This window comes from Acidovorax sp. FG27, from assembly GCF_040365715.1.
Lineage (GTDB): Bacteria > Pseudomonadota > Gammaproteobacteria > Burkholderiales > Burkholderiaceae_C > Paracidovorax.
Genome location: NZ_BAABVY010000008.1, coordinates 368,249 through 386,366 on the forward strand (window position 1 = coordinate 368,249; position 18,118 = coordinate 386,366).

Below are 18,118 nucleotides of genomic sequence, written 5' to 3' on the forward strand. Positions count from 1 at the left end.
GGAAGGTCCTCCGTCAGCGGGCCGTGCAAGGCAGGGCCGGGGGCGATGTGGGAAAAAAGGGGCGGTACCCGGACCGCCCCAGCCAGCCTATGGGAGCGCGGTGCGGCGCCAGGGTTCCCGGCCGGCCGCACGGTGGCGCGTTCTCATACCGATTCGCCTCCCACCGGCCAACGCCGTCACGTCAGCCGGTGGAAGGCCAAGCCGTATCAGTGGCCGCCGGCCACGCCGGCCTTCAGGCGGCGCGCGACGAGCAGCTTGCCGACGATCAGCACCAGCAGGGCGCCGGCAATGTGGGCCGTCCAGTAGAGCGTGTCGGAGATCACGGCCATGCCTTGCGCATCCAGCGTGCCCCACTTGGGCGCCCAGGTCCAGCGGTCGGGGTTGGTGAAGGCCGGGTCGGTGACCAGCATGCCCCCGGCGATCCACCCCAGCAGCATGCCGCCGATGGTGATGATCATCGGGAACTTCTCCATCAGCTTGATGACCAGCTGGCTGCCCCAGACGATGATCGGGATGGAGATCAAGAGGCCCAGCACCACCAGCAGCAGCGAGTGCTCGCCCGCGTTCTGGGCCGCGCCGGCGATGGCGATCACGTTGTCCACGCTCATCACCAAGTCGGCGACGATGATGGTCTTGATGGCGGCGAAGAGCTTGTCGCTGCCCGCCACGTCCCCGTGGCCCTCCTCGTCCGGCGCCAGGAGCTTCACTCCGATCCAGACCAGCAGGATGGCGCCGACGAACTTCAGGAACGGCAGGTTCAGCAGCGTCATCGCGAAGGCGATCAGCACCACCCGCAGGATGATGGCACCGGCGGTGCCCCAGATGATGCCCTTGGTGCGCTGCGCGGCCGGCAGCTTGCGGCAGGCCAGTGCGATCACCACCGCGTTGTCGCCACCCAGCAGGATGTCGATGATGATGATCTGGCCGAGCGCCACCCAGAACTCGGGCGATGTCAAGAAGTCCATAAATTCCCTCAAACGTCGTGTACGAAAACCGAAACGAAAAGGAAGGACTCGCCGCCCCTGCGGCGTCGAGCCCTGCCGAAGATCAGGAACGCCTTGCGGCACTCCGTGGGCAACGGGGACTTCGATCAGGCAGGCCGCCCGCGGTGGCGCGGTGCGTCGAAAAGGGAGGTCGGCCTTGATCAGCCCCCATGGGGCCCATCAAAGGTCTTGCTCGGCCAGGCATGCGCGCATCTGGAAAAAACCAGGACGGCGGCACACCCCACCCGGACTGCCGGAAGCGAAGCGCTTCGTACTGACGACAGGACCGATCACCAGGCCAGTGGCGGCCCGTGCAGGCCAGAAACCGGATGGTGGGGAGCTACTCCCCTTCGAAGCCCGCATTGGAACACAGCCTTTTACACAGCGGCAAGACGCACGGGCCCGGGATTGCCCTGAGATGCGATGAAAAAGCCGTCCGGCGCTTGTCCCGCCTGAGCGGGCTGCTATCGAAAAGAAAGCATTCGCGCCTGCATGGGCGCTTGGCACGCAACGCGCCGGCCGTGCCGGGCCGACGGTATGATCGGCCCCCCTTCGCGCACCCATGGCTTTTTCTTCTTCTTCCCCGCCCGCTGCTTTGGCGCGCCTGCACATCACCGACATCGAGGCCGCCATCAACTACTGGCGCGCCCGCCGGCCGCCCGCGCATGCCGAGGGCGCGGCGCTGTGCCCGGAGCTGCTCGCGCTGGCCGAGGTCTACGCGCTCATGGTCTACCGGCACGAGGACGAGGTGGACGGCACCGCACTGCCCCCGGCCGCGCTGCAGGCCTGGCTGGCCTGGTACGACACCACGCCCGATACGCCCTGCATCGCCATCTGCTCAACCAGCCAGGGCGACGAGCAATGCAAGGGCTGCGGGCGCAGCTTCGCCGAGGTGCAGCACTGGCTGGGCATGACGCCGCTGGAAAAGCGCGTCGTATGGCGACGCATCACCCTCGAAGGCGCGGCCTGGCGATTCAACCGCTATGCCGAGCGGGCGGCGGAGGGCCGGTCGGGCGCCACGGCGGGGACTTGACCCCCACCCCTCCAGCGGGGCGGCCGGCGGCCGAGGCCGGCCCCGCCGCTTTCCTCCGCTTTCCCTTTACTCGGCAGCGGCCTGCGGCTATGGTGAAGCGAACCGCTCCGCCCACCCCCGAAGACCGCCCACCATGCAGCGCCTGACCACGGCACCGAACATCGCCATCGCCACGCTGTGGAGCGACCTGCTGCGCGAGGCCGGCATGCCCGCGTCCGTCCAGCGGCAGTACCTGGGCGCCGCGGCCGGGCACCTGCCGCCCAGCGAATGCCTGCCCGAGATCTGGCTGGAACATGCCGAGCATGCCGAACGCGCCCGCCAGCTGCTGCAGGCCCTGCAAGACCTGCCCCAGCGCCACTGGCGCTGCGTTTGCGGCGAAGAGGTGGAAGGCGGGTTCGAGCAGTGCTGGCAATGCGGCAGGCCGATGCCGAACTGACGGGGCCGGCGATTTGCTATTGAATTAATAGCTGCCGGCGCTGATGAATCAAGCGCTACAGGCTCATTTGGCATGAAATTTCAGTGCCGGCCGGGCAGGTGCCGCTCACTTCCAGCGCACCGGCTCCACGTGCACGCTGCCCTGCGTGCTGCTGAGCGTGAGCGCGCCTTCCTGCACCGTCGCCTGCAGCTGCATGCTGCGCTCGGCCAGCGCGGCCAGTTCCTGCGAGGCTTCGGCGGGAATGCGCCAGACCTGCAGCTTGTCCTGCCGCGTCAGCTTGTTCTGTATGCCCTTCCACCAGACCTCGGCCGCGTGGTGGAAGCAGTACACCAGCACCGCGTCGGCCTTGGACGACGCCTTGGCCAGCGGCTTGTCCTCCGGCTGGCCGACCTCGATCCAGAGCCGCTTGCGGCCGGTGAAGTCGGTGATCGACACGTCCGGGTCTTCCGGGTCCGACAGGCCGGCGCCGAAGGCCAGCGTGCCGTCGCCCTGGCACACGGCCTGCAGCTGCCAGGCGTTCAGCGCCAGGGCCGCCAGGCGCACCATCATGCGTTCGTCGGTCTCGCTGGGGTGGCGCGCCAGCGTCAGCGCGTGGTCGGCGTAGTAGCCGTGGTCGATGTCGGCGATCGCGAGGTTCGCCTTGAAGATGGTGGACTTGATGGCCATGGGGGCGAATCACTCACAAAATGATAGCTGCCAGCGCTTGCGGTTCAAGCGCTGGCAGCCGATTTGACTTCAAAAGAGCGGCGCCGAGCGCCAGGCGCGGCGGCAGGGAGTGCGGGTCAGACCCGGCGCGCCAGCTCCGCCGCCTTGCCGGTGTAGCTGCCGGGCGTCATGGCCAGCAGCCGGTCCTTGTCGGCCTGGGGAATCTCCAGGCCGTCGATCAGCGCGTGCAGCGCCTCGGCCGTCACCACCTGGCCGCGCGTGACTTCCTTCAGCTTTTCGTAGGCGCCCTGCACGCCGTAGCGGCGCATGACGGTCTGGATCGGCTCGGCCAGCACTTCCCAGCTGGCGTCCAGGTCGGCGGCCAGCGCTTCCTGGTTCAGCTCCAGCTTGTTCAGGCCGGTCAGCAGCGACGTGTAGGCCAGCGCGGCGTAGCCCATGGCCACGCCGATGTTGCGCAGCACCGTGCTGTCCGTCAGGTCGCGCTGCCAGCGGCTCACGGGCAGCTTCTCGGACAGGTGGCGCAGCAGCGCGTTGGCCAGGCCCAGGTTGCCTTCGGCGTTCTCGAAGTCGATCGGGTTGACCTTGTGCGGCATGGTCGACGAGCCGATCTCGCCCGCCTTCAGGCGCTGCTTGAAGTAGCCCAGGCTCACGTAACCCCAGATGTCGCGCGACAGGTCGACCAGGATGGTGTTCGCGCGGGCGATGGCATCGAACAGCTCGGCCATGTAGTCGTGCGGCTCGATCTGGATGGAATAGGGCTGGAAGGTGAGCCCCAGGCCCAGCGGCTCGGGCGTCTCGACGACCTTCTTGCTGAAGGCTTCCCAGTCGAAGTCGGGCCAGGCCGAGAGGTGGGCGTTGTAGTTGCCCACGGCGCCATTCATCTTGGCCAGGATCTTCACGCCCGCGATGCGGTCCACGGCGGCCTGCAGGCGCACCACCACGTTGGCCAGCTCCTTGCCCACCGTGGTGGGGCTGGCCGTCTGGCCGTGCGTGCGGCTCAGCATGGGCACGTCGGCATGGGCATGCGCCATCTCGCGCAGCTTCAGCACCACGCGGTCCAGCCCCGGCAGGATCACCTGGTCGCGGCCCGAGCGCAGCTGCAGGCCGTGGCTGGTGTTGTTGATGTCCTCGCTGGTGCAGGCGAAGTGCACGAACTCGGCGGCTTTTTCCAGCTCGGGCCGGGCCTCGAACTTCGACTTGATCCAGTACTCGACCGCCTTCACGTCGTGGTTGGTGGTCTTCTCGATGTCCTTGATGGCCTGCGAATCGGCCTCGGAGAAGTTCTTCACCAGGCCCAGCAGATAGGCGCGGGCGCCGGTGGTCAGCGGCTTGAACTGCTCGAAGCCGGCATCGGACAGCGCGATGAACCAGGCCACCTCCACCTGCACCCGGCGGTGCATGTAGCCGTGCTCGCTCATGATCGGGCGCAGCAGGCTGAGTTTGGCGGCGTAACGGCCGTCGAGCGGCGAAAGGGCGGTGATGGTGGACAGGCTCATGGCGCGCAATTGTAGGGGCCGTCCGACAAGCGGCGCGGTGCTGCGGACAAGCGACAGACTCCACGGGCCGCAGCCCCTAGAATCAGCGGCCGGCCTTCGCCGCCCCTCTTTTCGCCTGTCCGGCCATCACCTCGGGCCCTCGCCCGCACCCCATGAAACTCATCGGATCCCACTCCAGTCCCTACGTGCGCAAGGTGCGCGTGGTGATGGCCGAAAAGAAGCTCGACTACCGCTTCATCGAGGAGAACGTGTGGGCCGCCGGCACGAACATCGGCCAGTCCAACCCGCTCGGCAAGGTGCCCTGCCTGGTCATGGACGGTGGCGAGGCCGTGTTCGATTCGCGCGTGATCGTCGAGTACCTCGACACCCTCTCGCCGGTGGGCCGGCTGATCCCCACCCAGGGCCGCGAGCGTGCCGAGGTCAAGACCTGGGAGGCCCTGGCCGACGGCGTCATGGACGCGGCCATCCTGGCGCGGCTCGAATCCATCTGGGACGGCCGCGCCGAGGGCGAGCGCAGCACCGCCTGGATCGACTACCAGCTGGGCAAGGTGCGCTCCGGCCTGCAGGCCATGGCCCAGGGACTGGGCGACAAGCCGTTTTGCAGCGGCATCCACCTGAGCCTGTCCGACATCGCCGTGGGCTGTGCGCTCGGCTGGCTGGACTTCCGCTTTCCGCAGATCGACTGGCGCGGCGACCATCCGGCCCTGGCCCGCCTGTACGACAAGCTCGCACTGCGCCCGAGCTTCGCCGACACCGCGCCACGCTGAACGCCTTCAGCGGCACCCGCCAACAAAAACGCCGCCTGGCGCGAACCAGGCGGCGTTTTTTTCGGCATAAAAAAGTTGCGAAGCGTCCCGAAACGAATAAAGAGAGGGAGGGAGGAGAAGCGCTCCGGGGTTTCAGTCAGGCCGCAGGCCGGAAAGGCTTCGCAACAGTAATCAATGTGGTGACCATGAAGTGCGCGTTACTTACTCCATCGACTCCGGTTCGGATTGCGAAGTTCCGCAAAAACAGGGCGAAATTCACAATCTTTGTAAACCTGGCGTCAGGTAGGAATGATAAGGCGAAATGACCGGCCGAGCCGCCCGGACCACCGCCTTCACTCACGGCTTTACCAACAGTTGCTGCTCTACCAGATCCACCACCGATTTGCTCATCGGATCCACCGAGCTGCCGAAGCTGCCCACCACCGTGCCCGAACGGCCCACCACGTACTTGTGGAAGTTCCACCGGGGCGCCTGCCCCGCCTGCTCCGCCAGCTGCCGGTAGAAGGGCGACGCATCGCTGCCGCGCACCGCGCTCTTGGCGAACATCGGGAATTTGACCCCGAACGTGTTCTCGCAGAACTCGGCGATCTGCGCGTTGCTGCCGCCTTCCTGCGCGAAGTCGTTCGATGGAAACCCCAGCACCACCAATCCCCGGTCGCGGTACTTGGCGTGGAGCGCCTCCAGCCCCTTGTACTGGCCGGTGAAACCGCAGTAGCTGGCGGTGTTGACGACGACCACCACCTTGCCGGCGTACTGGCAGAGCGACTGCGGCACCTCGTCCTGCAGGCGGTCGAAGCGGTGGTTGAGCAGCGCCGGGCAGGCAGCGGCGGCCGGTGCCGGCACGGCAGCGCCGCGTGCCGGGGCGACGGCATCGGCCGCCCGCGCCGCGGTGCCCGAGGCCAGGGCGGTGGCGGCGATGGCCGACAGGGCCAGGCGGCGGGCGAAGGACGGAGCGGCGGTCGGGCGATTGCGGCGCATGGCGGTGTTCCTGGGTGATCGACGATCGGCGGAGGACCGGAAAGCCTGGCAACTTCTACGTTGCCAGCCGGGCGCTGGATCGTCCGGCCCGGGTGCCGATCGTGGCATGGCGCCCCGGCGGCCGCAACGGTTCCGCAGGCAGGAACGAGCCCGCGTGGCCCGGGCCGCAGCCTGCGGGCCGGGTCGGCCGGGGGTCAGACCCGCTCGGCCAGCGCCAGCAGCCGTTCCAGCCGCACCTGCACCCGCACGTCGTGCCGCGCCACCGGCGCCACCACCTTCGAGGCGGGCTGCCGGGTGTCGCGGGGAATCAGCTCGCCGGTCGGCATGCCGCTCTGGTTCAGCACCACGGCCACGCGGGGGGTGGTGGCGGTGGTGCCGCGCCGCAGCACCACGGCCACCTCCTGCGACGCCAGCCGCACGTAGGCGCCCGGCGGGTAGATGCCCAGGGTGCGCACCATGGCGGCGCCGGCTTCGTCCACTTTCTGGTTTTCGTCGTGGTAGCTGGCCTGCAGGGCCGCGGTCACCGGCATGGGGTTGCGGGTGGAGCGGGGCGACATGCGGGCGCTGAACGTGTCCGCTCGCTGGATCAGCCGCGCCATCTGCTGGCCCTCGGTGCGGCCGGCCAGCGGGCCCGGGGCGCGGCGGTGGTGCTCGGCCACGGCTTCCAGCCAGACGGCATCGGTCACGCCCAGGGCGCGCAGCTGGGCCACCGAGCGGTCGACGTGGGAGTCGATGGCGTTCATCTGCTCCGTCGTCAGGGGTTGCGTCTGCAGCGCCAGCTGGTCCTGCAGGGCGGTCATGGAAATGTTCATCGACAGCGCGGCCAGCCCCAGCGTCTGCACGCGTTCGGGCGGCCAGCGCAGGGTGTCCCGCGCCACCAGCATGACGATGCACGACACCAGCATGGCGTGGGTGGCGCTGTACATGCGGATCTCGCGGGCCGCCAGGTGCATGAGCGCCAGCAGCGTCGGGTCGGGCAGGGTCTCCACCTGGCGGGCCAGGTCGGCGTGCAGCGCCTGTAGGCGGGCGGGAAAGTCCGGCGCCGCCGAGGGCGAGCGCAGCAGCTGCGTGGCGCGCAGCTGGGTTTCGCCCCAGTCGATGCGGCCGGACGGCTCGGGCGGGCGTTCGGGCTTGGCCGGCGCGGCACCGGCGCTGAGCTTCACCGCCGCGATCTGCCCCAGCGCCTGGTCGGTGTTGAGCATGCGGTGCAGCTGCGCCACGTAGGCCCGGTGGCTGTCGCCGGATTCGGTGGTGTCCACGCACAGCTGCAGGCCGCGGGCCAGCATCGCGTCCAGCTCGGCGCGGGTGCGGACGACATAGCCCTTCTGGGCCAGCAGCAAGCCCTCCGAGTCACGCAGCACGAAGGGCAGCGGCTGGCCGAGCTGGATGCTGTCGATGTTCAGGGGAACGAGGTTCATGGAGCGCTGCATTATCCCGCGCCGGCGGGCCGCCCGATGGACTGCAAACTGCGGGCAAACCCCGTCAATTCGAACTTTCGGTGCGTGCGGGAGATGCTATTCAATATATAGCGCAAAACCCTTGATCGATGGGCGCGTGGGCCGATTTTGATCCCGAACGTCAGGCCGCTTCGGGGTCCAGGTCGGCAAACAGCTCGGCCGCCGGCAGCCGCAGCGCCACGCTCGCCAGCTCCACGGTGTCCTCGCCCGCGAACGGGTGCAGCATCCAGAGGCCGTCCGCGCCCTTGCGGTAGACGTCGGTGGCGCGGCGGTCGATGTCGACCAGCACGTATTCGGCCAGCCGGGCGATGCGGCGGTAATGGGCGAACTTGGCGCCCCGGTCGTAGCCGCCAGTGCCGGCCGAGAGCACCTCGGCGATCAGCGTCGGCTGGGACTTGGACAGCCGGCTCGCATGGTCGCCCGCGTCGCAGGTGACCAGCACGTCGGGGTAGAAGTAGGCGTTGGAGGCGGCCACGTGCAGCCGCATGTCGCTCATGTAGGTCTTGCAGGGGCTGCCGCGCAGATGATTGCGCAAGGCCATGTAGAGGTTACCGGCCACCATCACGTGCCGGTCTTCCGCCCCCGCCATGGCGAACACCTCGCCGTCCAGGTATTCATGGCGTTCTTCCTGGGTCGCTTCCCAAGCCAGGTAGTCGTCCGCCGTCAGGTGCGGCTGGTGCTGCGGTCGTGCCATGGCGTGCCTCGTGCGGTGGGGGAAGAGACCTGCATTATCCCCGCGCACCCTGGGGAACCTCTGCACGAATCATCGCGCCGTGTGCATCTGCGGATTCGGGCAGTCTGCGGCGTTGCCAATCCTCGCCAAAGCTTCGCTAAAAGCTGCGGTTGGCGCCTTGCAGCCCCTCCCGATCCGCAGCGCCCACTTGCCGCTCGATTCATGCAGAGCTTCCCTCGCCATGCCCCTTGCGCCGCAGCACGGTGCGCAGCAACCATTGCTCGAAGTCGTCGATGTAGGTGAACACGGCCGGCACCACCAGCAGGCTCAGGATGGTGGAGGTGATCAGCCCGCCGATCACCGCCACCGCCATGGGCGAGCGGAAGCTCATGTCCGCCTCGCCCAGCGCCAGGGCGATGGGCATCATGCCGGCGCCCATGGCCAGCGTGGTCATGATGATGGGGCGGGCGCGCTTGTGGCAGGCGTCCAGCAGCGCGTCCAGCCGGCTCATGCCTTCGCGGCGGGCGACGATGGCGTATTCCACCAGCAGGATGGAGTTCTTGGTGGCGATGCCCATCAGCATGATCAGCCCGATCAGCGAGGGCATGGAGAAGCTCTTGCCCGCGATCAAGAGGCCCACGAAGGCGCCGCCCAGCGACAGCGGCAGCGCCATCAGGATGGTGACCGGCTGCAAAAAGTCCTTGAACAGCAGCACCAGCACGATGTAGATGCAGACCACGCCGGTCAGCATCGCCAGGCCGAAGCTGGCGAACAGCTCGCCCATCATCTCCGCGTCGCCCACGTCGATCAGGCGCACGCTGGCCGGCAGGCCGCGCACGGCGGGCAGCTGCTTGACGGCGTCGGTCACCTCGCCCAGGCCGCGCGCACCCAGCTCGATCTCGAAATTGACGTTGCGCGAGCGGTCGTAGCGGCTGATGACGGCCGGGCCGCCCGCCACCTCCAGCGTGGCGACCTCGCCCAGCCGCACCGGGCCGCGCGCGCCGGGCACCGTCAGGCGCTCCAGCACCGACAGGTCCTGGCGGGCGGCGTCGTTCAGGCGCACGACGATGGGTACCTGCCGCTGCGCCAGGTTGAGCTTGGGCAGGTACTGGTCGTAGTCGCCCACGGTGGCCACGCGCAGCGTCTCGGCGATCGCGTTGCTGGTCACGCCCAGGTCGGCGGCGCGGGCGAAGTCCGGGCGCACGGCGATCTCGGGGCGCACCAGGCTGGCGGTGGAGCTCACCCCGCCGATGCCGGGGATGGTGCGGATGTCGCGCTCCACCGCACGGGCGGCCGTCGCCAGCGCCTGCGGGTCTTCGCTGGCCAGCGCCAGCACGTACTTGTCGTTCGATCCGCCCAGGCCGATCTTCACGCGCACGCCGGGCAGGCCCTCCAGCGCGGTGCGCAGCTGCTGCTCGATGGCCTGCTTGCGCGGGCGCTCGCCGCGCGGCGCCAGCCGCAGCGTCATGGTGGCCTTGCGCGGGTCGCTCGCACCCGAGCCCGCGAACGGGTCGGCGCCCGAGGAGCCGCCGCCGATCGCCGTGTAGATGCTCTCGATGTGGCCCACGCCGCGCAGCCGCTCGGCCGCCTGCGCCACCACCGCCTGCGTCTCGGGCAGCTTGGTGCCGGGCGGCAGTTCCAGCGTGACCTGCGTCTGCTCGTTGTCGTCCGCCGGGATGAAGCCCGAGGGCAGCAGCGGGATCAGAGCCAGCGAAGCGACGAAGAACACCAGCGCGCCGGCCAGCGTGACGATGCGGTGCTTGAGGCACCAGGCCGAGGCTCGCATGTACGCGGCCAGCCAGCGCGGCTCCTTTTCCTGGCCCACAAGCGGCTTCATGAGGTAGGCGGCCATCATGGGCGTGAGCAGCCGCGCCACCACCAGCGAGGCGAACACTGCCAGCGCCGCCGTCCAGCCGAACTGCTTGAAGAAGCGCCCGGCCACGCCGCTCATGAACGCGGTCGGCAGGAACACGGCGATCAGCGTGAAGGTGGTGGCGATCACCGCCAGGCCGATCTCGTCGGCCGCCTCCATCGCCGCCTGGTACGGGCTCTTGCCCATGCGCAGGTGGCGCACGATGTTCTCCACCTCCACGATGGCGTCGTCCACCAGGATGCCCACCACCAGCGACAGCGCCAGCAGCGTGATGATGTTGATCGAAAAGCCCAGCATCTGCATGCCGATGAAGGCCGGAATGACCGACAGCGGCAGCGCCACCGCCGACACGATGGTGGCCCGCCAGTTGCGCAGGAACAGCCACACCACCACCACTGCCAGGATGGCGCCCTCGTACAGGAGGCGCATGGAGCTGTCGTACTCGTCCTGCGCGATGCGCACGAAGTCGAAGGTGCGGGTGAGCTTCAGGTCGGGGTGCTCGGCCAGCAATTTGTCGAGCGCTCGCTGCACGCCCGCGCCCACGTCCACCTCGCTCGCGCCCCGGCTGCGCGAGACCTCGAAGCCGATCACCGGCTGGCCGTTCAGCAGCGCGGCGGAGCGTTGCTCGGCCACCGTGTCGCTCACCGTCGCCACCTGGTCCAGGCGCACGTGCCCGCCACGCGAGAGCGGGATCTGCAGCGCGGCGATCTCCGCGGCCGTCTGCACCGTGGCGATGGTGCGCAGGGGCTGCTCGGAGCTCCCCAGGTCGGCACGGCCGCCCGCGCTTTCCACCTGCACCGCACGCAGCTGGCGCGACACGTCGGCCGCGGTGGCGCCCAGCGCCTGCAGCTTGAGCGCGTCCAGCGCCACGCGCACCTCGCGGGTCACCCCGCCCACGCGGCCCACCGCGCCCACGCCCGGCACGGCCAGCAGCTGGCGGGTGAGCGTGTCGTCCACGAACCACGACAGCGCCTCCGCATCCATGCGATCGGACGCGATGGCGAAAGCGAGGATGGGCTGCGACGACAGCTCCAGCTTGGCGACGATCGGGTCGCGCAGGTCGGCCGGCAGGTCGGCGCGCACGCGGCTGACGGCCGAGCGCACGTCGTCCACCGCCTCCTGCACGGGCTTTTCCAGCTGGAATTCGGCCGCGATGGTGGCCGTGCCATCGACCAGCGTGGTGGTGATGTGCTTCAGGCCCTGCGTGGTGGCGATGGCGTTCTCGATCTTGCGCGCCACGTCGGATTCGAGCTGGCCGGGCGCGGCGCCCGGCAGCGCGGCGGTGACCATCACCACCGGCAGGTCCATGTCGGGAAAGTTCTGCACCTTCATCGACCGGAAGGCGAGCAGCCCGGCCAGCGTGAGCAGCACGAACAGCATCGCCGCGGGAATGGGGTTGCGGATCGACCAGGCAGAGAGGTTCATGGCTGCGGCCTCCGGGCGGTGCGGTGGGCGAACGAAAGCATCGTTTGCTCCTTATTTGATAGCTGGTTGCGCTGGTGGAACGGGCGCTGGAGCCTGTTTCGATGCTGAATCGGGTGCCGAAGCCGGCACGGCGGGCGCCGCCTCGACGCGCACCAGGTCCCCGTCGTTCAGGAAGGCGCCGCCGCGCTCCACGATGCGCACGCCCTCGGCCAGGCCCGAGGCCACCTCCACCCGGTCGCCCACGCGCTGGCCGGTCTGCACGCGGCGCATGGCCACGCGGCCGTCCTGCGCCACCTCGAACACGCTGCTGAAGCCGTCGCGCACCACCACGGCCGATTGGGGCACGGTGAGGGCGTCCCTTGCGCCCAGCTGGAAGTCGCCCCGCGCATAGGTGCCGGCGCGGATGTCCGGATGGCTGGGCAGGTCCACATAGACCAGCCCGTTGCGCGTCTGCGGATCGACCGTGGGCGCCACCATGCGCACGGTGCCCTGCACCTGCGCGCCGCTGGCCGCCGTGACGGTGGCCTTCTGCCCGGGGCGGATGCGCGGCAGGTCGGACGAGGTGACCTCGGCGCGCCACTCCAGCCGCCCGCGCGTGACCATGCGAAAGAGCTCCGCGCCGCCGTTCACCACCGCGCCCACGGTGGCCGTGCGCGACGAGATCACGCCGCTGTCGGGCGCCAGCACCTGGGCATTGCGCAGCCGCACCTGCTGCGCGTTCAGCGCGGCCTGCGCCGCCTCCACCCGCGCCTGCGCGGTTTCGCTGGCGGTGGCGTACTGCTGGATCTGCTGGCCGCTCAGGGCGCCCGACTGCGTGAGCGTGCGCGCCCGCTCGGCGTTGGCGGCCGCTTCGGCCGCGCTGGCACGCGCTTCCAGCAGGCTGGCGCGGGCCTGGGCCACGTCGGCCTGCACCGTCTCGGCCGCGAAGGTGGCCAGCACCTGGCCCTTCTTGACGGCGTCGCCCACGTTCACGCGCACCTCGGTCAGCCGCAGGCCGTTGCTCTCGGCCCCCACCACGGCTTCCTGCCAGGCGGCGATGTTGCCGTTGGCCGGCAGCCGCAGCTCGATGGCCGAGCGCACTGGCTGCGTCACGGTGACGGCGAGCGCCGGACGCGGGGCGTGCTCGGCGGCGGCTTCGGGTTTGGCGGCGTCGGCGGGGCGGTTGGCCAAGAGGGCGCCGGCCACGGCCAGCACGCCCACGATGCCCACCAGGGCGAGAACGATCACGGAAGGTTTGAAGGTCTTGCGCGGCATGAAGGCGGCTCCGTTCGTGCGGTCAGATCGAAAAAATCAGAAAAGAAATGCGCGTCGGCTCAGCGCGGCGCGTCCGGCACGCCGTCCCAGCCGCCGCCGGCGGCGCGGTAGAGCGCGATCCACGCGGCCATGCGCTCCTGCTCCAGCGCCACCAGGGCGGTTTCGGAGGCCAGGGCGGTGCGGCGGGCGTCCTCCAGCTCCACCAGGCTGGCCAGGCCCGCCTGCCAGCGCGCCTGCGTGCCCTCGAACGAGCGGCGGTAGCCCTCGGCGGCGCGGCGGGCGTCGGTGCTGCGGGCGGCGGTGCTGTCCAGCCGCACCAGGGCCTGCTCCACCTCACTCACCGCCTGGCGCACGGTGGCCCGGTGATTGGCGACGGCCTCGTCGTAGCGGGCGCTGGCGGCGTCCACCTGCGCGGCACGCCGGCCGCCGTCGAAGAGTGGCACCGACAGCGCCACCGGGCCGATCGACCAGGTGTTGCTCGACACCTCGACGCCGCCGGTGCGCACCATGCCGCGGCCGATCGAGCCGCCCAGCGTCAGGCGCGGATAGCGCTGGGCGCGGGCATTGCCCACCTCGGCGCTGGCGGCGGCCACCTCGCGCTCGGCCACGTACACGTCGGGCCGCTGGGCGATGGTCTGCGCGGGCAGGTCGGGAATGGCGAACAGCGCATCGGGCGTGCTCGGCGCGGGCGCGGCGGCCAGCCGGGCGCGCAGCTCGGGCTCGGGCCGGCCGGTCAGCGCCACCAGCGTCTTCACGTCGATCTCGCACTGCATGCGCTGCTGCGCGGCGCGCACGCGGGCATCGGCAAAGCTCGCGTCGGCCAGGGCGGCGGTGGCCGGGGCGGTGAAGCCGGCGCGCTGGCTCTCGGCCGACAGGCGCGCCGTCTCGCCGCGCGAGCGGGCGTCCGATTCGGCCACGGCCAGCTGGCGCGTGCACTGGCGCCAGCTGCTGAGCTGCTGCGCCACCTCGGCCGCGACGGAGACACGCGCCTCGTGCCAGCGCGCACCCGCGCCCGACAGGCGCTCGCGTGCCGCGTCGCTGGCCGCGGCGTTGCCGCCGAAGAGGTCGATCTCCCAGCCCGCCTGCAGGTTGGCCTGCGCGGTGGTGGCCAGGCCGCCCACGTTTTCATTGGCGCCCCGGCTGGCGTTGGCCTGACCGTCCAGCGTGGGCAGCAGCGCGGCGCGGGCGGCCGTCTGCGTGGCGCGGGCCTGCACGATGCGCGAGCGGGCCTGGGCCAGGGTGGGGCTCGCGTCTTGCGCCGCGCCGATCAGCTCGACCAGCAGCGGGTCGCCGGCCCGTTCCCACCAGCGGGCCAGGTCGGCCACGTGGCCCTGATGGGGCAGCGGCGCCTGCCAGCCGGCCGGCACGGGGGCCGGCACCTCGGCGGCGGGGCGGGGCAGCGTGCAGGCGCCCAGCCAGAGCGGCAGGGCCAGCGCCAGCAGGGCGCGGGTGGTGGATCGCATGGATCGGGTGGATCGGGTGAAGCAGCGTGCGTTCATGGTGCGGGGGCGGCGCCGTCAGCGCCGGAAAGGGGGCCCGGTGCGCGGCGCAGCGCCGCTTCGGCGGCCACCAGGGCCAGGGCGTATTCGGTCAGTCGCGCCGTCCAGGCCGGCACGGCGCCCGGGGCCGTCAGCAGCTGCGGGCGCAGCGCGCCCACCACTTCCTGCTGGCACCAGACCTGGAAGGCCAGGCCGGTGATGGAAAAAACGAGCCGGTGCACGTCGTCGTCGTCCACCGGTGCGCCCAGGTGGGCGGCCAGCAGCCGGGCCAGCGCCTCGTGCGGGCGGCGCACGTCGCGCTCCAGTTCCACCTCCCACTGGCTGGTGGGCTCCAGCGCCTCGCGGATGTGCAGGCGCACGTACTGCCGGGCCATCTCGCCATGCTGCAGCGGCTCCAGCACGCCCTCGAAGTACACCTGCAGCGCCTCGCGCAGGCTGAGGCCCTCGCGGGTGAAGGCCTCGATCAGCGGCTGCATCTGGCCGAACGATTCGGAGAACAGCGCCGCATACAGCGCCGCCTTGTCGCCGAAGTAATAGCTGACGGCCGCCACGTTGGCCTGCGCGGCCTGGGCGATGGCGCGGATGGACGTCTTGGCGTAGCCGTGCTCGGCGAACAGCCGCAGCGCGGCCCGCAGCAGGCGCTCGCGGGCGGGCGGCAGGGCGTCGGTAGCGTCGGTGGGGGCGGTGTCGTCGGGGGAGGGGGCTCGGGCCATGGCGGCGTGATTAGAGCACAACAAATCAAACGTTTGTTTGACATCTCGCTCCGGTCAGTGTTTTGCTATGAAAAACATAGCTGCATGCGCAGGTGGAATGGGCGCTGCCGTCTGTTTTGGCCCACAATTTGCCACCCTGACGACGAAAGGGCCGCAGTGGCGGCCCCTTCTCCTTTGCATCCCGACCTGCGCCCCCAGGCGCCCGGGCTCACCGGCTGCGCAGCCAGCGCACCCACCGGTCCCCGCCGAACTGCACCAGCGACACCAGCGCGACCAGCACGGCGATGACGATCAGCATCACCTGCGTGTCGAAGCGCTGGTAGCCGTAGCGGATGGCCAGGTCGCCCAGGCCGCCCGCGCCCACGGCGCCGGCCATGGCCGACGAGCTGATGAGCGCCACCAGCGTGATGGTGAAGCCGCCCACGATGCCGGGCAGCGCCTCGGGCAGGTACACGTGGCGCACGATGTGCCACTTGCGGCAGCCCATGGCCTGGGCGGCTTCGATCAGGCCCGGGTCCACCTCGCGCAGGCTCACCTCGGCGATGCGCGCGAAGAACGGCGTGGCGCTGATGGCCAGCGGCACGATGGCCGCCCACACCCCGATGGTGGTGCCGGCGACCAGCCGGGTGAACGGAATCAGCGCCACCAGCAGCACGATGAAGGGCGTGGCCCGGAAGCCGTTGACCACGCTGCCCACCACCCGGTGGAGGCGCGGCGAGGCCAGGAAGCCGCCCGGCGCGGTCACGATCAGCAGCACCGCCAGCGGAATGCCCGCCACGAAGGCGATGGCGGCGGAGGCGCCCACCATCGCCAGCGTGTCGGCCAGGGCCTGGGTGTAGCGCTCAAAGGGAATGCTCAACGTCAGCGACATGGCCGATCACCTCGATGGAATGGGCAATGGCGCCAGGCCCTTGCACCAGGGAAGACAGCGCCGGCAGCGGCACGGAACCGGGCAGCGCGACGATCAGGCGCCCCAGCGGGTGGCCGGCGATGGGGTCCACGCCGCCCTGCAGCAGCCGCACGGGGCTGTGCAGGGCCTGCGCGATGCGGGCGAAGTCGGGTTCCAGCCCGCCCGCGCCGGTGTAGTCCAGCCGCAGGATGCGCTGAAAGCTCCCGTGCGCCGGCGGCTCCGGCCGCAGCCGCGCCTGCAGGTCGCCCGGCAGGCCGTGCTGCAGCGGCGCCAGCAGGGCGCGGGTGGCGGCATGGCGGGGCGCGCCGAACACCTGCCAGACCTCGCCCAGCTCGGCGATGCGGCCCTGCTCCAGCACCAGCACCTGGTCGGCGATCTCGCGGATCACGCTCATCTCGTGCGTGATGAGCACGATGGTGATGCCCAGGCGCTGGTTGATGTCCCGCAGCAGCTGCAGGATGGCATGCGTGGTCTCCGGGTCCAGCGCCGATGTCGCCTCGTCGCACAGCAGGATCTCCGGCCCCGTCGCCAGCGCCCGGGCGATGCCCACCCGCTGCTTCTGCCCGCCCGAGAGGCGCGCCGGGTAGGTGCGGTGCTTGTCCGCGAGGCCCACCAGCGCCAGCAGTTCCTCCACCCGCTGGTGCACGGCGGCGGGCCGCCAGCCGGCCACGCGCAGCGGCAGCGCCACGTTGTCGTATACCGTCTTGGCGGCCAGCAGGTTGAAGTGCTGGAAGATCATGCCGATGCGCCGGCGCAGCGCCACCAGGCCATCGTCGTCCAGCGCGGCGATGTCGGCCCCGTCGACCAGCACCCGGCCCGCGGTGGGCGACTCCAGCCGGTTGATGGTGCGCAGCAGGCTCGACTTGCCCGCGCCGCTGCGCCCGATGATGCCGAAGACGCTGCCGGCGGGAATCTCCAGGCTGATGCCTTCCAGCGCCGCCACCGGCCCGGCGGACGAGGCATACACCTTGCCCAGCCCGTCGAACACCACCGAGCCGGTGCGTGCCGGCGGGCCCTGCACGGCGACCGGTGCCGCGGGGCCGGCCTGCGCCACCGTCCGTTGCGGCGCCTGGCCGGCGCCGCTGCGCCACAGGGCGGCCGGCGAAAGGGTGTGGACGCCGCCGCTCATGGCTGCTGCGTCCAGGTCAGCACGTAGAGCCGCTTGTCGCCCGCGAAGGCGCGGTCGATGGCGGCCTTCACGGCGGCGGAGTTCTGGAACACCTTCACGAACTTCTGGATCACCGGGTCCTTGGCGCGGTCGGCCTTGGACACGAACTGGATCGCGAAGCGCGCGTCCTCGATGCCCGAATACGCCAGCCCGCTGGACGGGTCGAACGCCTTGGAGGCCACGATGAAATGCGGGTAGCCCTGGGCGATGTCCACGTCGCCGGTCACGCGCACCAGCTGCGGGCCCTCCACCTCGACGAACTTCAGCTTCTTCGGGTTCTGCGCGATGTCGTCCACCGTGCCGAGAAAGCCCACGCCGGGTTTCAGCGTGATCAGCCCGGCTTTTTGCAGCAGCAGCAGGCCGCGCCCCTGGTTCACCGGGTCGTTGGCCAGCGCCACCTTGCCGCCCACGGGTACGTCGGCGGCCGCCTTGTGCCGGAGCGAATAGAGGCCGATGTTGGCCAGAAAGCTCGTGCCGGCGCTGGCCAGCTTGAAGCCGTTCTTCTGGATGGCGTTGTCCAGGAAGGGCTGGTGCTGGAAGAAGTTCAGGTCCAGGTCGCCCGCGTTCACCGCCACGTTGGGCGTGGTCCAGTCGGTGAATTCGACGGCGGTGACGTCGATGCCCTGCGCCTTGGCGTCGGGAATGGCGGCGGCAATGGCGTCGGCATAGACGCCCGGCAGCACGCCGATGCGCAGCCTGTCGGCGGCGTGGGCGGGCAGGGCGGCCCACGCGGCGAGGGCGATGAGGGGGGTGAGAAGCAGGCGGTGCAAGGTCATGGTGCGGAAAG

Annotated in this window: 16 protein-coding genes; 3 read left to right on the forward strand and 13 right to left on the reverse strand. The window is 70.3% G+C overall.

The features are described 5' to 3' along the window. Positions 1 to 206 precede the first annotated feature (206 nt). On the reverse strand, positions 207 to 965 hold the full coding sequence (locus ABWV53_RS06790) for a TerC family protein (protein WP_353364254.1): 759 nt from the start codon (positions 963 to 965) through the stop codon (positions 207 to 209). 613 nt (positions 966 to 1,578) lie between these two features. On the opposite strand from ABWV53_RS06790, the gene ABWV53_RS06795 reads away from it, so the two are divergent. Together ABWV53_RS06795 and ABWV53_RS06800 are read left to right on the forward strand one after the other, a co-directional pair. After that, positions 1,579 to 2,016 (forward strand): DUF3717 domain-containing protein, encoded by a 438-nt coding sequence (locus ABWV53_RS06795; protein ID WP_353364318.1) that lies wholly within the window; start codon positions 1,579 to 1,581, stop codon positions 2,014 to 2,016. 133 nt (positions 2,017 to 2,149) lie between these two features. Further along, entirely contained in the window at positions 2,150 to 2,452 is a 303-nt protein-coding gene (locus ABWV53_RS06800) for a putative signal transducing protein (protein ID WP_353364256.1), read from the forward strand. A gap of 105 nt (positions 2,453 to 2,557) precedes the next feature. Here ABWV53_RS06800 and ABWV53_RS06805 read toward each other — a convergent pair whose 3' ends face one another. After that, on the reverse strand, positions 2,558 to 3,118 hold the full coding sequence (locus tag ABWV53_RS06805; protein WP_353364258.1) for a YaeQ family protein: 561 nt from the start codon (positions 3,116 to 3,118) through the stop codon (positions 2,558 to 2,560). Positions 3,119 to 3,234: 116 nt separating this feature from the next. Continuing rightward, on the reverse strand, positions 3,235 to 4,614 hold the full coding sequence (gene purB / locus ABWV53_RS06810; protein ID WP_353364260.1) for an adenylosuccinate lyase: 1,380 nt from the start codon (positions 4,612 to 4,614) through the stop codon (positions 3,235 to 3,237). 152 nt (positions 4,615 to 4,766) lie between these two features. On the opposite strand from purB, the gene ABWV53_RS06815 reads away from it, so the two are divergent. Next, the gene (locus ABWV53_RS06815; protein WP_353364262.1) at positions 4,767 to 5,381 is read left to right on the forward strand and encodes a glutathione S-transferase N-terminal domain-containing protein; all 615 of its coding nucleotides are present in this window, start codon (positions 4,767 to 4,769) and stop codon (positions 5,379 to 5,381) included. A gap of 336 nt (positions 5,382 to 5,717) precedes the next feature. On the opposite strand, the gene ABWV53_RS06820 is transcribed toward ABWV53_RS06815, so the two are convergent. The 10 genes from ABWV53_RS06820 to ABWV53_RS06865 all read right to left on the reverse strand — a co-directional run bounded on the left by ABWV53_RS06820 (position 5,718) and on the right by ABWV53_RS06865 (position 18,107). Further along, a complete protein-coding gene (locus ABWV53_RS06820) occupies positions 5,718 to 6,359 on the reverse strand; it encodes a glutathione peroxidase (RefSeq protein WP_353364264.1) in 642 nt (213 codons plus the stop codon). Between the two features lie 194 nt (positions 6,360 to 6,553). Further along, positions 6,554 to 7,777, reverse strand: a complete 1,224-nt coding sequence (locus ABWV53_RS06825) for an HD-GYP domain-containing protein (protein WP_353364266.1) — start codon at positions 7,775 to 7,777, stop codon at positions 6,554 to 6,556. Between the two features lie 160 nt (positions 7,778 to 7,937). Then, positions 7,938 to 8,510: a Uma2 family endonuclease gene (locus ABWV53_RS06830; protein WP_353364268.1), complete on the reverse strand. Its 573-nt coding sequence runs from the start codon at positions 8,508 to 8,510 to the stop codon at positions 7,938 to 7,940. Between the two features lie 199 nt (positions 8,511 to 8,709). Further along, entirely contained in the window at positions 8,710 to 11,787 is a 3,078-nt protein-coding gene (locus ABWV53_RS06835; RefSeq protein ID WP_353364270.1) for an efflux RND transporter permease subunit, read from the reverse strand. Between the two features lie 51 nt (positions 11,788 to 11,838). Further along, the gene (locus ABWV53_RS06840) at positions 11,839 to 13,041 is read right to left on the reverse strand and encodes an efflux RND transporter periplasmic adaptor subunit (protein ID WP_353364272.1); all 1,203 of its coding nucleotides are present in this window, start codon (positions 13,039 to 13,041) and stop codon (positions 11,839 to 11,841) included. 59 nt (positions 13,042 to 13,100) lie between these two features. Further along, entirely contained in the window at positions 13,101 to 14,504 is a 1,404-nt protein-coding gene (locus ABWV53_RS06845; RefSeq protein ID WP_353364274.1) for an efflux transporter outer membrane subunit, read from the reverse strand. A 32-nt stretch (positions 14,505 to 14,536) separates the two neighbouring features. Then, positions 14,537 to 15,253, reverse strand: coding sequence for a TetR/AcrR family transcriptional regulator (locus tag ABWV53_RS06850; RefSeq protein ID WP_353364276.1), 717 nt, complete (start codon positions 15,251 to 15,253; stop codon positions 14,537 to 14,539). A 208-nt stretch (positions 15,254 to 15,461) separates the two neighbouring features. Then, a complete protein-coding gene (locus ABWV53_RS06855) occupies positions 15,462 to 16,124 on the reverse strand; it encodes a methionine ABC transporter permease (protein ID WP_353364278.1) in 663 nt (220 codons plus the stop codon). Further along, a complete protein-coding gene (locus tag ABWV53_RS06860) occupies positions 16,096 to 17,292 on the reverse strand; it encodes a methionine ABC transporter ATP-binding protein (protein WP_353364280.1) in 1,197 nt (398 codons plus the stop codon). Before ABWV53_RS06860 ends, ABWV53_RS06855 begins: the two co-directional genes overlap by 29 nt. Then, the gene (locus ABWV53_RS06865) at positions 17,289 to 18,107 is read right to left on the reverse strand and encodes a MetQ/NlpA family ABC transporter substrate-binding protein (RefSeq protein WP_353364282.1); all 819 of its coding nucleotides are present in this window, start codon (positions 18,105 to 18,107) and stop codon (positions 17,289 to 17,291) included. Before ABWV53_RS06865 ends, ABWV53_RS06860 begins: the two co-directional genes overlap by 4 nt. Positions 18,108 to 18,118: the final 11 nt, after the last annotated feature.

Bases quoted from the DNA above. Each gene is read 5' to 3' on its own strand.
- ABWV53_RS06790 (WP_353364254.1), bottom strand. From the start codon at position 965: ATGGACTTCTTGACATCGCCCGAGTTCTGGGTGGCGCTCGGCCAGATC.
- ABWV53_RS06855 (WP_353364278.1), bottom strand. From the start codon at position 16,124: ATGTCGCTGACGTTGAGCATTCCCTTTGAGCGCTACACCCAGGCCCTG.
- ABWV53_RS06830 (WP_353364268.1), bottom strand. From the start codon at position 8,510: ATGGCACGACCGCAGCACCAGCCGCACCTGACGGCGGACGACTACCTG.
- ABWV53_RS06805 (WP_353364258.1), bottom strand. From the start codon at position 3,118: ATGGCCATCAAGTCCACCATCTTCAAGGCGAACCTCGCGATCGCCGAC.
- ABWV53_RS06860 (WP_353364280.1), bottom strand. From the start codon at position 17,292: ATGAGCGGCGGCGTCCACACCCTTTCGCCGGCCGCCCTGTGGCGCAGC.
- ABWV53_RS06840 (WP_353364272.1), bottom strand. From the start codon at position 13,041: ATGCCGCGCAAGACCTTCAAACCTTCCGTGATCGTTCTCGCCCTGGTG.
- ABWV53_RS06815 (WP_353364262.1), top strand. From the start codon at position 4,767: ATGAAACTCATCGGATCCCACTCCAGTCCCTACGTGCGCAAGGTGCGC.
- ABWV53_RS06845 (WP_353364274.1), bottom strand. From the start codon at position 14,504: ATGCGATCCACCACCCGCGCCCTGCTGGCGCTGGCCCTGCCGCTCTGG.
- ABWV53_RS06865 (WP_353364282.1), bottom strand. From the start codon at position 18,107: ATGACCTTGCACCGCCTGCTTCTCACCCCCCTCATCGCCCTCGCCGCG.
- ABWV53_RS06800 (WP_353364256.1), top strand. From the start codon at position 2,150: ATGCAGCGCCTGACCACGGCACCGAACATCGCCATCGCCACGCTGTGG.
- ABWV53_RS06835 (WP_353364270.1), bottom strand. From the start codon at position 11,787: ATGAACCTCTCTGCCTGGTCGATCCGCAACCCCATTCCCGCGGCGATG.
- ABWV53_RS06850 (WP_353364276.1), bottom strand. From the start codon at position 15,253: ATGGCCCGAGCCCCCTCCCCCGACGACACCGCCCCCACCGACGCTACC.
- purB (WP_353364260.1), bottom strand. From the start codon at position 4,614: ATGAGCCTGTCCACCATCACCGCCCTTTCGCCGCTCGACGGCCGTTAC.
- ABWV53_RS06825 (WP_353364266.1), bottom strand. From the start codon at position 7,777: ATGAACCTCGTTCCCCTGAACATCGACAGCATCCAGCTCGGCCAGCCG.
- ABWV53_RS06820 (WP_353364264.1), bottom strand. From the start codon at position 6,359: ATGCGCCGCAATCGCCCGACCGCCGCTCCGTCCTTCGCCCGCCGCCTG.